At 61.4% G+C, this 14,432-nt stretch carries 9 protein-coding genes and 1 other RNA gene; 7 read left to right on the top strand and 3 right to left on the bottom strand.

What is annotated here, in order from left to right:
• Positions 1-8: 8 nt before the first annotated feature.
• Positions 9-842: a bifunctional hydroxymethylpyrimidine kinase/phosphomethylpyrimidine kinase gene (thiD, locus tag OXI69_06700; GenBank protein ID MDE2665821.1), complete on the bottom strand. Its 834-nt coding sequence runs from the start codon at positions 840-842 to the stop codon at positions 9-11.
• 757 nt (positions 843-1,599) lie between these two features.
• Between thiD and OXI69_06695 the strand changes: the two genes are divergently transcribed.
• Entirely contained in the window at positions 1,600-2,637 is a 1,038-nt protein-coding gene (locus tag OXI69_06695) for a radical SAM protein (GenBank protein ID MDE2665820.1), read from the top strand.
• 522 nt (positions 2,638-3,159) lie between these two features.
• Positions 3,160-3,531: RNase P RNA component class A (gene rnpB / locus OXI69_06690), an RNA gene on the top strand.
• Positions 3,532-3,598: 67 nt separating this feature from the next.
• Here the strand turns inward: rnpB and OXI69_06685 are convergent.
• A complete protein-coding gene (locus tag OXI69_06685) occupies positions 3,599-4,033 on the bottom strand; it encodes a prepilin-type N-terminal cleavage/methylation domain-containing protein (GenBank protein ID MDE2665819.1) in 435 nt (144 codons plus the stop codon).
• A 355-nt stretch (positions 4,034-4,388) separates the two neighbouring features.
• Positions 4,389-5,267 carry an SMP-30/gluconolactonase/LRE family protein gene (locus OXI69_06680; GenBank protein ID MDE2665818.1) on the bottom strand — a complete coding sequence of 293 codons (879 nt, stop codon included), beginning with the start codon at positions 5,265-5,267 and terminating at the stop codon, positions 4,389-4,391.
• A 718-nt stretch (positions 5,268-5,985) separates the two neighbouring features.
• Here OXI69_06680 and OXI69_06675 point away from each other — a divergent pair.
• From OXI69_06675 to OXI69_06655, 5 genes are all read left to right on the top strand, one after another.
• On the top strand, positions 5,986-7,092 hold the full coding sequence (locus tag OXI69_06675) for a hypothetical protein (protein MDE2665817.1): 1,107 nt from the start codon (positions 5,986-5,988) through the stop codon (positions 7,090-7,092).
• Between the two features lie 66 nt (positions 7,093-7,158).
• Complete coding sequence (locus OXI69_06670; protein ID MDE2665816.1) at positions 7,159-8,577, top strand: aldehyde dehydrogenase family protein; 1,419 nt, start codon at positions 7,159-7,161, stop codon at positions 8,575-8,577.
• A 487-nt stretch (positions 8,578-9,064) separates the two neighbouring features.
• The gene (locus OXI69_06665) at positions 9,065-10,348 is read left to right on the top strand and encodes an ammonium transporter (GenBank protein MDE2665815.1); all 1,284 of its coding nucleotides are present in this window, start codon (positions 9,065-9,067) and stop codon (positions 10,346-10,348) included.
• Positions 10,349-10,483: 135 nt separating this feature from the next.
• Entirely contained in the window at positions 10,484-11,842 is a 1,359-nt protein-coding gene (locus OXI69_06660; protein ID MDE2665814.1) for an aminotransferase class III-fold pyridoxal phosphate-dependent enzyme, read from the top strand.
• Between the two features lie 537 nt (positions 11,843-12,379).
• Positions 12,380-14,137, top strand: coding sequence for a CRTAC1 family protein (locus tag OXI69_06655; protein MDE2665813.1), 1,758 nt, complete (start codon positions 12,380-12,382; stop codon positions 14,135-14,137).
• Positions 14,138-14,432: the final 295 nt, after the last annotated feature.

Raw genomic sequence — 14,432 nt, 5'->3', positions numbered from 1 at the left:
ACTAACCCCTAACCATCGCCGGACTTCAGCCAGAATTCGTGGAAATGGTGCAGTGGGCCTCCGGCTTGACCGGACTCGCCGGAAGACCGCCAGGTCCCGCTCAAATACTCCCGGGCCGCGTGCACCGCTTCCAGTTCCGGGTGCCCCTTGGCCAGGAAGGCCGCGATGGCCGCCGAATAGGTGCATCCGGTGCCCTGCTTGGGGCCTCCGTGGAGATAAGGTCCGGCGACTCTGTGTATCTCGCTGCCGTCGTAGACCAGGTCGACCACCTCCCGGGCGCCGGCATGACCGGATCCGACATCCCGCCGATGGCCGCCTTTCAGGACGACCCAACCCGGACCCATCCCATGGATTTCCCGGGCGGCGCGGATGCAGTCGGATTCATCCCGCAATCGGCTTCCGACCAGCGCCTCGGCTTCCGGCAGATTGGGAGTGACAATCCGTGCCAGGGGCAACATCCTGTGGCGCAGGACCTCCAGCGAGCTCTTCTGAAGAAGTGCGCTGCCGCTGGTGGCTGCCATGACCGGGTCCACTACCAGCGGAATGGAGGGGTAGCGGCTCAGAGACGAGGCTATGCCCTGAATGATCTCGGGACCGCCCAGCATCCCGGTCTTGATGGCCTCGGCTCCGATATGGGATAGCACTGACCGGATTTGCGAGACCACCAGGCTCACCGGAAGACAGGTCAGGGCATCGATCCGCAGGGCGTTCTGAGCCGTCACCGCGGTAATGGCAGACGTGCCGTAAATCCCCAGCGCGGCAAAGGTTTTCAGGTCCGCCTGGATCCCGGCTCCGCCGCTCGAGTCCGAGCCGGCAATGGTCAGGGCTTTCAGGAAGGGCATGGCCCGGACAGATTAGCCCAGATCGCCAATACTGTAAACCGGGCTCGTCCCAGGCCATGTCCGAAATGGGACTGGTCGGGCCTCCGCCTCGCCGCGGGGGCCATTCGAGGCGAAACACTGGACTATTCGTTAGGAGAAACCCGCAATAAAGAACCACAAATGAACACGAATAGACACCAATACAGATGGACTGCCTTCAACCACAAGAGACACCAAAATGCTTCTTCAACTTTGTTACTTCGGTATCCCTTCGTGTCCTTCGTGGGGAACCTCCTAGATATCGGTTTCCCCTCCAATTGACAATTCAAGCTTCTTGCAAAATTCGTAGCGGGACAGGTCGTCTTGCCGGCAAACTCGAGGTTCTGCCTTTTTCGATATCGGGTGCGACCTGGTGAGAATGCTGCCTAACCACAAAAAGCACAAAAGGCACAAATGGTGTTTTTGTGCCTTTTGTGGCCATTCCCGATAAACGTCCCGCTCCCGAATTTTGCAAGAGGCTCAACCCATCAATCCGTTCATTGGTGTTCATTCGTGTCCATTCGTGGTTCGTCTTTACCCCTCGTGAATAACTCTCTTGACTCCTTTGTGCTCTTCTTGGATCCCCTTCCCGATCCTTGGCGTTTCCCTCCCCAGCCTCCACCAACTCCCTAGTGCCCCCTGGTAGTCCTTCGTGTTCCTGGGTGGATCACTCATTTCTTCTTGGCTGCAGGATTCAACAAAACTTGACAAAGGGCGAATAAAAAGCGAATATATAGCTATGCTCAAGGAGCCCGGAAAACTGGTGGGGATCGCCCGGCTGGCGGCGGAGAGCACCCAATTGGTGCGCAAGCGGCGTGCACGCTATATGTCCATCGAGGTCAAATCGGTGCTGAACCGTTGCTCGAATCCGGAAATGCCGTTCTACTGGACCATCAATCCCTACCGGGGCTGCGAGTTCGGCTGCAAGTACTGTTACGCTCGCTATACTCACGAATACATGGGCCGGGAGGAGGCAGGCCAGTTCGAGTCCGAGATCTATGCCAAGCGTAACGGGGATGCCGTTCTGGAGAAGGACCTGTTGTCGGCCCGGCTGCGAGACCGGCCCATTGCCATTGGCACCGCCACCGATCCCTATCAGCCGGCTGAAAGGCGCTTCAAGCTGACCCGGGCGATTCTGGAGAGGCTGGCCGAGTGGCGCGGGCTCCGGATATCACTGACCACCAAGTCCGACCTGGTCCTGCGGGACCTGGAATTGTGGAAGGAAATTGCCTCCCGCAATGAGGTGCACCTCAATATCACTCTCACAACCCTCTCCACCCAATTGGCCAGAGCCTTGGAACCACGGGCGGCTACACCCCGGCGGAGGCTACTCGCCCTCGAGGAGCTGTCAAGGGTGGGTATGAGCACAGGGGTGCTGGTCATGCCGGTGCTTCCCCGGATTACCGACCGACCGGCAGACCTGGAAGCCCTGGTACGCGGCGTCAAGCGCCGGGGCGCAGTCTATCTGGCTGCCAGGGTCCTGTTTGTCACCTCCTCCATCGAGAAAGTCTGGGTGCCCTTTCTGCGGGAGCAATTTCCGGAGCTGGTGCCGGTCTACCGGGATCTCTACGGGCCGCCACAGGGCAGACTGAAGATCTATCGCAAGCGGATTTCCGATCTCATCCGCCGGTTGTGCGACCGGCACCAACTCGGGAGAAAGCCTCCCTCGGCCGGGCCGCTGCTGGAGCCGGGACTGTGGCGACAGTCCCTGCTGCCGCTGGACTGGAGCGGAGAGGGTTCGCCTCCCTGGCCTGATTCCGCTGCCGGGCTCGATTGATCCGGCCAGCGCCTTCTTGAAGAAGAACCACCAATGGACACGATTGAACAGGGATTGGGATGGGCCTGATTCAATGACCAACGGCACCCGAACGCTGCTGCGATATCGTGACATTGATATCACGACGTCGTGGGAGCCGCTTTCGTCACGATTACCCTTCAAGGAAGAGTCAGTGCAACCGAAGTGGCTGGATGGTCTCCTTGAATCCCGATTTGAAAATCCCTTCGTTGCCCTTGGTATTCCTTCGTGTAACTTAGTGGATTACTCTTTTTCGTTTGTTTCGGATAAGCGAACATGATCAAGGTACCGGATTTTCTCCAGCGCGCGCTTGCGAGCGAAGAGCAAAGCGGTCGCTTCGGTCGGGAGAGCGTGTTCCCGCTGGAGGGAATAGGACACGCCGGGGCATGCCCAACGCAGTCTGTTTCCGATTGACCACAAGACAGGACCAATATGCTGCTGAAAATAAACAGTCTCTGATGGTTTCGGTAGCGACCTGGGGGGAAATGCGGGCTAAAATGCCGTCGGGCAGGTCGAACGGTCGCCGGTTCAATGCCAGCGCATTGGGCGGGAGGAAAGTCCGAACTCCACAGGGCAGTGTGCCCCGTAATACGGGGGGCTCATGGAGTTTCTCCATGGGTACGGAAAGTGCAACAGAAAAGATACCGCCCCGCAAGGGGTAAGGGTGAAATGGTGCGGTAAGAGCGCACCGGGTGCCCGGCAACGGGCATGCCTGGCAAACCCCACATGGAGCAAGTTCAAATAGGGATGGAGGCGTGACCCGCGCCGCTTGACATCCGGGTAGAATGCTGGATCCGGGAGGCAACTCCCGGGCTAGAGGAATGACCGTTGCCCTCTACGAGGGAACAGAATTCGGCTTACAGACCTGCCCATCATTCCCCCATGGAGACGGCGTCCAAGAAGCGGGTAGAAGGCTGATGCGTGGGCCGCTGGCCGCTGTTCGCTAATTCCCGACAGGCGTACTGGCAGCGTTGGCTTCGGATCCGATGGCGAACCGGATCACCTGCGTTTCGTCGGTAAAGAAGGTCCTGGTTCCGGTAGCGGTGGCCCCTTCGGCGATTTCGGGAACCCCGGTTACGGTGAACTGCTGAGCCGGGTTGTCGCCCGGTTCGCTGGTGAATTTGTAGCCGCTCTTGGTCCCCGATCCCAGATCGGAGGGGATCACGCCGTCCTCCGCCAGACCCGCCAGGTTGGTGAAGGTGCCGTGGGTGGACCGGTACATGAGCTGGCCGGTACCGATCGTTCTCATGGAAGCGGTAGCGGAGGCTTCGTTGGCCGAACGCCTCGCCCTGAGGAGGTTCGGGACCGCTATGGCGGCGATGATCAGGATAATCGCCACCACGATCAGCAACTCGATTAAAGAAAATCCCTTGCGCATCGTGCCCTCTGGACGTGCCTTCCTGAAATCGTTGTTTTTCGTCTGAGTCTTACAGACTACCATCGCCTCCGGTGCTGTCAATTGTCGATTCGTCCAATACCGCATCGGGTGCGACCTGGTGAAAAATGATGTCTAGCCACAAAAAGCACAAAAGTCATAAATTGGGATTTGTGTCTTTTGTGGCCATTCCCGGCAAACGTCCCCCTGCCGAAATTTGCAAAAGGCTCTGATGATTCTTGATATCTGATTGGGGAGCAAGGACGATCGATTCTGCCTCAAATCTGCAATCAACAATCGAAAATCCTGACCTCACAATACTTGACCCGTCCGCCGATGTTGTTTCGACTGAATTCCTCTACCTTCCGGCGGGAAGAATTGGCAATCCCGGAACGCCCACATCCAGACGAACCAGGCCGCCGGGGCTGGGTTCCCCGTCGCCGCCGGTGACGAAGGCGGTGGCCAGGTCGGGGCCGGCGAAGCAGATGTTGCTGGTGCAGCGCATGCCGGTGTCGTAGCTGGCCAGCAGCCGTCCCTCGGGAGACAGCACCTGCACCGTCGCCATTCCGTAGTGGGCGACCCAGAGACGCTTGTCCCGGTCCAGGGCCATGCCGTCCGGCAGATTCTTGCCACCCTCTTCGCCGTCGGGATGGCGGGGAAGGTCGGCGAAGACCCGGGGAGGTCCCGCGGCCCGGCCCGGCCCGGCAAGGGGAATGAGGATCACCCGGTTGGGGAGGCTTTCGGAGACGAACAGGCTTCGAGCGTCGGCCGACAGCGCAATGCCGTTGGGGGTGTCCATGTCCCGGGCCACCACGGTCTGCCTTCCCTCCAGGTCCACGAAGATGACGGCGCCCTTCCCGGGCAGGCAGTCAGTGAAGTAGAACCCCTCTCCGGGGTGCAGGCAGATGTCGTTGGGGCCGTCGATCTCCAGGTCCTGGCAGCGTCCCCCGGCGGCCCGACCCAGCCGGCCTCCCTCCGGATCGAACCGCAGCACACCGTGCTCCGTGCCGTCACAGACCAGGTGTTCTCCATTGGCCAGGATCTTGTGGCCGTTGGGGGCCGCACAGGTGGCCCAGACCATGGGCTCGCCGCCGGGGGCCATCCTGGAAATCGAAGTTCCGTGGGAAAAATAGAGGTTGCCCTCCAAATCGATCACCGGACCTTCGGAGTAGTATTCGAGAGTGAGTGCCCTGACCGGCTGGACAGCATCGGGTTGAGGCAAGGGGAACGAGGTCATTGAGGTCCTCCATGAAATAGAAACAAGTGCCACCCCCGCTCTGGTGGGCGGATCATCCGAGAGTGAAACAAGAGAAGTTCATGGCCTGTCGGGAACAAGATGATTGAACATCGATGCACAGGATGCACAGGATTAACAGGATGAGAGCTTCCTGCACGAGAAGCCGGCTCAGGCGATGATCCGGTGCGATTTTGCGGATTCCCGGAATAAGAAGCTAATGCTGAAAAAATCCTGTGCATCCTGTGCATCGATGTGAATCAAGAATCTGCCCATGCCCGACTTTGAACTGGTTTCCAGCCACCAGGCGCCAGCGTTTGTTTCGGGTAAGGCAAGACAAGGCCTTTAGCAAAATTCGGCAGCGGGACGTTAACCGGGAATAGCCACAAAAGGCACAAAAACACCAATGGTGCCTTTTGTGCGTTTTGTGGTTAGGCATCATTGTTCATCCGGTCGCACCTGATATTGAAACAGGCAGAAGCTCGGGTTTGCCGGCAAGATGACCTGCGCCGCTGCGAATCTTGCATCAAGCTCGACAGACAGAATAAACAGGATCTCCCGGAAATTCATCCCGTCCATCCCGAAAGATGCCGTTTTCGTCCGAGTTGGGCTATAATCCGCCTTCCGCCGGCATCGGTAGAGGGACGGCGCCCGCATTGGAAGACCCAGTGGCTGCACTGCCAGGGTCCGAAGCAGTTTCGTTGAACCCCCGAACAGGCTCATGAGCATGGTCACCGGTGAATCCGACCGTGAAAAAATCGAGGAGTCCCGGAGACGACTGGATGCCCACGTGGTGGAGATGGTGCAATGGCACTTCGATCCCGCCACCGGCTGTCCGTTCTGGTTGGAGTGGGCATCTTCAGCCGGTTGGGACCCCCGCCGGGAAGTGCGCGGCTTTTCCGACCTGGTCCGGTTCGGGCATTTTCAGGACGAGTGGCTACGAGGGGGCCCGGTGCGCCGCTGGGTGCCCAAGGCCCTGGCCGACCGTCCCGTCTATGTCTTTGAAACCGGCGGCACCACCGGTATTCCCAAGAGCCGGATCAACATCGAAGATTTTCGCATCGACTACGAGCTTTTTTCCGAGACCCTTCCGGAGGAGTATTTTCCCAGAGGCTCCAACTGGCTGATGCTGGGTCCCAGCGGCCCTCGCCGCCTGAGGTTGGCCGTCGAGCATCTGGCCCACTACCGCGGGGGCATCTGTTTCTGCGTGGACCTGGACCCGCGCTGGGTGATCAAGCTGATCAACAAGGGATGGATGGATCATCTCAAGGCCTACCAGGACCATGTCATCGACCAGGCCATAAACCTCCTGGGGGCCGGGCACGATATCCAGTGCCTGTTCACCACGCCCAAGCTTCTGGAGGCCTTGGCCAACCGCCTGGAGGAGGAGAATTCCAGCCTGGAGGAGTCCGGAATCAAGGGGATATTTTCGGGAGGCACCGAGTTCACTCCCCAGTGGCACCGCTTCGCCAGAGAGGAGCTGCTGGGAAGCGTCTACCTGACTCCCACCTACGGCAATACGCTGATGGGGTTGGCCGCCAGTGGGCCCAGCGGTCCCGAGAACGGCTACAAGATTACCTACTACCCGCCTCAGCCCAGGGCGGTGATCCAGTTGGTGGATTTCGACGACACGTCGCGGCAGGTGGACTACGGTGAGACTGGCCGCGTCATGCTGACCACACTGACCAGGGAGTTCTTCCTGCCCCGGTTTCTGGAACGGGACGAGGGAGAACGCGAGCCGCCCTGCGAGGCCTACTCCTGGGATGGGGTGAGCGGGCTGCGGCCCTATAGCCGGTTCGCCACCGCCACCACGGTGGGGGTTTATTGAGTCAGGCGCCCGCGGGACCGCCGGAGGGAAGGGTGGGGCGGCGCCGGGGATGGAATGGAGGATGACGTGATTCACTTTCCGGTCCTGCGCTGGGGAGAGCCATACAAGAGCCTGGAAGTCGAGAAGGTGGTCCACTTCGCCACCGGAGAGCCGGTAGCCGAGGTCAGCCAGGCCAATCCCGGTCTGGTGGCCAGGGACATGCGGCGTGCGGAGCGGGCGCGCCAGGTCTTGCGCGAGATCCCATCCGAGGAGCTTCTGACCCGGATCCAAAAGGCCGGCAGCCTCTTTTCCTCGGCCGAGCTGCCCCTGGGAGAAGGGACTCAGACTCCCGAGGAGTTTGTCCGCCAACAGTCGGCGACCACGGGCCTTCCGGAGCACATGTGCCGCATGAACATGGCCAAGCTCAGGTATGTCCTGGACGAGATCGGGAATATCCTGCGCTCACTGACGCGGGGCCTGGATCTGGATCTTCTGGGTCGAGGATATGGAGAAGAAGATGGATTGATGCGCAGCTACCAGGCCAACACTCCGGTACTGGGCATGGTGCTGCCCTCCAATTCCCCCGGTGTCCACAGCCTTTGGCTCCCGGTCATCCCGCTTCAGATCGGTCTGGTTCTGAAGCCCGGTCCCCAGGAGCCCTGGACGCCCTGGCGCATGGCCCAGGCCTTCTTTCAGGCGGGGATCCCCAAACAGGCCATCGCGCTCTATCCCGGTGGCGGGGAGGTGGGAGCCGCCGTGGTCGGCCACTGTCCCAGAAGTCTGATTTTCGGCGGGACACCCACGGTGGAGCGGTACAAGGCCAATCCGGCGGTACAAGTCCACGGTCCCGGATTCAGCAAGATCCTGATCGGCGACGACCAGGTCGACGACTGGGAAGAGGTCCTGGACCTGTTGGTGGACAGCGTTCTGATCAACAGCGGCCGGAGCTGCATCAATTGCTCGGGCATCTGGGCCTCCCGCCACACGGAGGAAATCGCGGAAGCCCTGGCTCGCCGGCTGGGGCCGATCGAACCGCTGCCGCCCCAGGATGACAGGGCCGCGCTGGCCGCCTTCACGGTACCCGGGCAGGCGGAAGCCATCTCAAACGACATCGATGCCGGGCTGCAGCAGGAGGGGGTCGAGGAAGTGACCCGCAGGTTCAGGGAGGGGGACCGCCTGGTCCGCCGGCAGCGGTGCGACTACCTTCGGCCCACGGTGGTGCACTGCCAGTCGCCCGAAGCCGGCTTGGCCGGCAAGGAGTACATGTACCCCTTCGTCTCGGTGGTGCGCTGTCCACAGGCCAAGATGATCGACTCCATCGGTCCCACCCTGGTGGCCAGCGGGATCACCCGAGACGAGTCCTTTCGGCGGGCTCTGGTGGATGCCCGCAACATCGACCGTCTCAATCTGGGCCCGGTTCCCACCATTCGCCTCAACTGGCATCAACCCCATGAAGGCAACATCGTCGATTTCCTGTTTCGGGCCCGCGCCTTCCAGATGGGTTAGGGAAAGTCCGAACCGGCAAGACTGGTCGTAGCCCTCCTCCGGTTTCCCGCCTGCGCCGCCCCCTTCAAACTTCCCCCTTCAAACTTCCTCCTTCAAACTTCCCCTTTCAAGCCGGTTTCCCGCCTGCCTTAGGGGCTTCCGGTTGAAATCAGGTCCCCAATGAGGTAGCCCAACCGCAGAATCGGGTAGAGAAGGGTTTGCCCCGCCAAATCCGGGTTTTTGGCCAACAATTCGTTTGAAGCAGGAGCGTTTCTGTAGTATACAAACGCTGGCCACTCGCAAGAACTCACCGCCTCACAGCGGCCTCCCCATCCATCCCTTTAGTTTTCGAATTCGAAGCCCCATGGGCCGAGAATTTGGTTTCAAACTAATCCACTGAGGAGTTAGACCTACCATGCTACCTATTCAAAGATCATCGGTTGGCTGCAGGCCAGGCCTGCGGCGGCTTCGGTTTACGTTGGCGTCGGTGCTGGCGCTGGTTTTCGGAATGCCTTCCTTGGCGCTTGCCGACGCCCACCCGCAACTCGACTCCGGAGACACCGCCTGGCTGCTGACCGCGACGGCTTTGGTGCTTTTCATGAATATTCCCGGACTTGCCTTGTTCTACGGCGGCCTGGTCCGGGCCAAGAACGTCCTCTCCGTGCTGATGCAGTGCTTTGCGCTTACAGCCCTGATCACCATACTCTGGGTCTTGTTCGGCTACAGCCTGGCTTTCGACACCACCGGCATGCAGGCGGGAGTGACCAACATCCATTCCTTCGTTGGAGGTTTTTCCAAGGCCTTTGCCAGTGGCATTACCGCCGACAGCCTGAGCGGCACCATTCCGGAAACGGTGTTTCTCACCTTTCAGATGACTTTTGCCATCATCACGCCTGCCCTGATGGTGGGGGCATTTGCCGAACGCATGAAGTTTTCGGCCATGGTGGTCTTCATGGCGGCCTGGTCCCTGCTGGTCTATGCCCCTATCTGCCACATGACCTGGGCCGGTGACGGTTCCTTCTTCGGCGAGCTGGGCATTCTCGATTTCGCCGGGGGCACCGTGGTCCATATCAATGCCGGCATCGCGGCACTGGTTGCAGCCATCCTGATCGGCAAGAGGCGCGGTTATCCCACGGCTCCCATGCCGCCGCACAGCATGACCCTGACGGTGGTGGGGGCCTCCATGCTGTGGGTGGGCTGGTTCGGCTTCAATGCCGGCAGCGCATTGGCCGCCGACGGCGCCGCCGGCATGGCCATGCTGGTCACCCAGGTGTGCACCGGAGCCGCTGCCCTCACCTGGATGTTGATCGAGTGGGTCAGGAACGGCAAACCCAGCGTGCTGGGAATCGTCACCGCCGCCGTGGCCGGCCTGGTGGCGATCACGCCCGCCTCCGGCAGCGTGGGGCCTCTCGGAGCCATCGTCATCGGGATCGCGGCCGGGGCCTGCTGTTTCTGGGCCTCCACCATCCTCAAGTACAAGCTGGGATACGATGATTCCCTGGACGTCTTTGGTGTCCACGGCGTCGGCGGAATCGTGGGAGCCCTCTTGACCGGAGTCTTTGTCGCCGAAAGTCTGGGCGGGCAGGGTCTCGCCGAAGGCATGACCATCGGTTCCCAGTTCGGAGTCCAGGTCATCGGCGTGGTGGTTACCCTGGTCTACAGCGGCGTGATCTCCTTCATCCTCCTGAAGGTGGTGGATGGGATCATCGGCCTGCGAGCCTCCGAAGAGGTGGAGACCGAGGGATTGGATATCTCTCTCCACGAGGAGCAGGGGTACAACCTGGAGGTCTGATGGCTCCGGGCTCCGGCCGGCTAAGGAGTGGAGCTGCAGTGACCTGAAAGGGCGGCATCGGCTGCGGTCGCCGGCGGAGTGGGGCTCCGCCGGCGACCCGGCCGGTTCCCGGATGGAGTGCCGCCGAATCAAAAAATGCCAGCCGACCGCCAGCATATCTTTATTCCCTGGACAGTCCAGGAGTGCGAGGATCCGGTGCTGGAGTTTGCCGGGGCCGAAGGAGTCTACTTCCGGGACCGGCAGGGCCGGCGCTACCTCGACTTCCTCTCCCAGTTGTTCAACTGCAACCTGGGCCACGGTAACCGCCGGGTCACCGAGGCCATCAAGAGGCAGGCCGAACAGGCCTGCTGCATCTCCCCCCAGCTCCTGACCGCCGAAAGGTCGCTGCTGTCGGACGAACTGACCGCTCTGGTTCCGGGCGACCTCGACAAGTGCATGTTCGTCAATAGCGGCAGCGAGGCCAACGAACTGGCCTTCATCATGGCCCGCATGGTGACCGGCCGGCCCAAGATCTTTGCCAAGTACCGCAGCTACCACGGGACGACCTTCGCGACCCTGGGCACGGCCGGGGATCCCCGGCGCATGGCGGTGGAGCCCGGGCCGCCAGGGTCCGTACGCTTTTTCGACCCCTACTGCTACCGCTGTGATTTCGGGCTCAGCAACCCCGACTGCGGCATTCACTGTCTCAAGGCCCTGGAGAGCCAGATCGAGCTGGAAAACCCCGCTACCGTGGCCGCGGTGATCGTGGAGCCGTTCACCGGGGCCGCCGGCGGATTTCCCCTTCCGGAGGGCTACCTGGCCGGTCTGCGGGATCTCTGCGACCGCCACGGGATCCTGCTGATCGCCGACGAGGTCATCACCGGCTTCGGACGCACCGGTGCCTGGTTCGGCGTCAACCACGACTCGGTGGTTCCCGACATCATGGTCATGGCCAAGGGGATCACCTCCGGCTATGTCCCCATGGGGGCGGTGGTGGTTCGTCCCCACATCAGCCGCCATTTCGAGAGTCGGATGCTTCCCATCGGCAGCACCTATGCGGGCAGCCCGCTGGCCACCGCTGCCGCCCGAGCCTGTCTGGTAGCCTATCGAGAGGAAGGCTGCGTGGACAATGCCCAAGGGATGGGTCGAGTGCTGATGGAGGGATTGCAGGCCCTCAAGCGAAAGCACTCCATTATCGGCGACGTCCGGGGCAAGGGGCTGCTGGCCTGCCTCGAGCTGGTGACCGACCGGGCTACGAAGCAGCCGCTGGCTCCGCCGGTTGTGGATGCCCAGCTGCCCATCCGCATTCGCCGTCGTGCCTGGGCGGAGGGGTTGCACCTGCTGGCTCGGGCCAATCTGCTGATGATCGCCCCGCCTCTGATTGTCACCGCCGGCCAGATTCGGGAGGGCATGGAGAAGTTGAGTCGCGTCCTTTCCTGGCTGGAGGCCGAGGTCAGGCAGGAACGGGAACAACAGACGGTCCCCGTGAGCCCGGCCCCCCTGCCTGCGTCTTGAAAGCTCCGGCCCGACCGGCCCTCGGATTGGGCTCCCTCCCTTGCTGGTATAATTTCCTGTTAAATTCTGGTGCCCTTGCGACGCCCAGCCTCCGGTCATGGCGCCAAGGCCATGTCGTTGCGCGTCCTTCCTGCCAAACGCTTCTTGCGTGAAGCGATTGAAGAGCTATCCACGACGGACAAAAAGAGCAATCCACGAAGGGGAACGACGAACCACGAATGGACACGAATGAGCACCAATAGACTGATTGATGAGTTGAGCCATTTGCAAAACCCGGCAGCGGGACGTTTATCGGGAATGGCCACAAAAGGCACAAAACACAAATTGTGACGTTTGTGCTCAAGGGATACCAAAGTAACAAAATTGGAGAAGCATTTTAGTATCGCTTGTCGTTGAAGGCAGTCCATCTGTATTCGTGATTATTCGTGTTCATTCGTGGTTCGTCTTAATTGGCGGTTGGCTGTTTTTCTTCTGAATAAACCGTCTGCCAGAGCGGGGGCCCGGCCTATGTGAAAGCGTGCCCTCCGGCTTTGCTACATGGGACCCACCTGGGGGCAAACTCCCTTGACCCTGTCTTGCCATAGTCGCATCGTTACCCGGTCCCGTCTGCCCTGGATGGGGCTGCTGCTTGGGATCCTGGGAGCCCTTTCCCTGATTCCGCCGGGCCGGGCCGGGCCGGGCGGTGTACCAGCCGAGACCCCCGTCTTCACCGATGTGACCGGTTTTGCCGGCATTGCCTGGAAGCACTTCAACGGCGAATCCCCGGACCGCTTCCTGATTGAAACCTCCTGCGGAGGAGCGGCCTTCCTGGATTTCGACGGCGACGGACTGCTGGACATCTACCTGGTCAACGGAGGCGAGACGCCGAGGGGCAAGAGCCCGGCCCCGGTGCGCAATGCGCTCTATCGCAATCTGGGAGAGGGCAGGTTCGAGGAGGTGGCGGAAGGCGCGGGGGTGGGACAGGTCGGCTTCTACGGCATGGGCGCGGCGGCCGCCGACTACGACAATGACGGCGATCAGGATCTCTACGTCACCGGGTTTCCATCCTCGACGCTGTTTCGCAACAACGGCGACGGCACCTTCGAGAATGCAACGGAAAGTGCGGGTGTCGGAAATCCGGAACGCTGGGGAGCCAGTGCGGCCTGGATCGACTATGACCGTGACGGCCTGCTGGACCTGTTCGTGTGCAACTACGCCGAGCTGTCGTTCGCCAATCCCATCACCTGTGATCACAAGGGAATCCCCGCCTATTGCGATCAGAAGTCCTACACTCCCAGCCGGTCCAGGCTGTTCCGCAACCGGGGCGACGGCGCCTTTGACGACGTCAGCGAGGCCTCGGGGATTGACCGGCACAAGAGCCGGGCCTTCGGAGTGGTGAGCATCGATGCCGACGGCGACGGGTGGCAGGACCTGTTGGTCGCGGGAGACGCCACCCCCAACCTGCTGCTGCTCAACAAGCAGAACGGAACTTTCCGGGAAGTGGGATTCGAGGCCGACATGGCCTTCAACTCAGAAGGGGTGGCCCGGTCGGGCATGGGCATCGACGCCGGAGACTTCGACGGGGACGGGAACCCCGATTTCGTGGTCACCAATTTTCACGACGAGTTTCACGCCCTCTATCGCAACGGCGGAAGATTTCCCTACCGCGAGCTCTCACGGAGTTCGGGGCTCACCCGGTTCACCGTGCCCTACGTGGGATGGGGGGTTCGCTTCATCGACTACGACAACGACAGTCACCAGGACCTGTTCATCGTCAACGGTCATGTCACCCGGACGATCGAGCTGGCCCGCAGGGACATCACCTACCTGCAGCTTCCCCTGCTGCTGGGCAATGACGGCCGGGGGAAGCTCCAGGATCTGGCGGAGCGGGCGGGTCCGGTCTTCAGGACCGGGCATGCGGCTCGCGGCCTGGCCACCGGGGACTTCGACGACGACGGCGATTCCGACGCGCTGCTGGTCCGGCTCAACCGGCGCCCGCTGCTGCTACGCAACAACCGGGGCCAGGACTCGACCTGGATCGGTTTCCGGCTGGAGGGAACCCGAAGCAACCGGGACGCCATCGGCGCCCGGGTGGAGATCGACTGGGGGGAACGCAAGAGCGTCCGATGGCTGACCGGAGGGGGGAGCTTCCTGGCCTCCCATGACAAGCGCCTGATCTTCGGGTTGGGGGAAGCCGGCCCCGATCGAGTGGAAGCCACCATCCAATGGCCCAGCGGCCGGCGGCAGCACCTGGCTGGCCTGAGAACCAATCGCTACCACGCTGTCGTGGAGGAGATGGACTCTACCGGACGGTAGCTCGGGGCCGCAGCCAGGTGGCGCGGCGCCGCCCCCCACCGCATCAGCCTTCGCCTGCGGCTCGGCTTCTGCGACTCCCCTTCCAGGGGGGAGTGATAGAGATCTACTGGAAGCCTTGTGCTGGCCTTGTGCAATCCATTCATGGTTTACACAATAAACCGCATACATGGTTTACACGGCCAGTCTTCTTTATGTAGGGCTAAGCATATCTCCAAGGGGGTCGATGGGCAACGAGCGGGCGTGCTCCGCAGGGAGGGCGGAGCCCGACCGAAGGAGCACTCCCGGCTTCACTCCC

The organism is Acidobacteriota bacterium (genome assembly GCA_028875575.1).
Classification (GTDB): Bacteria; Acidobacteriota; Terriglobia; order Versatilivoradales; family Versatilivoraceae; genus Versatilivorator.
Note: the sequence above shows the minus strand (reverse complement) of the source record. Positions and strands in the feature narration are given on the sequence as shown.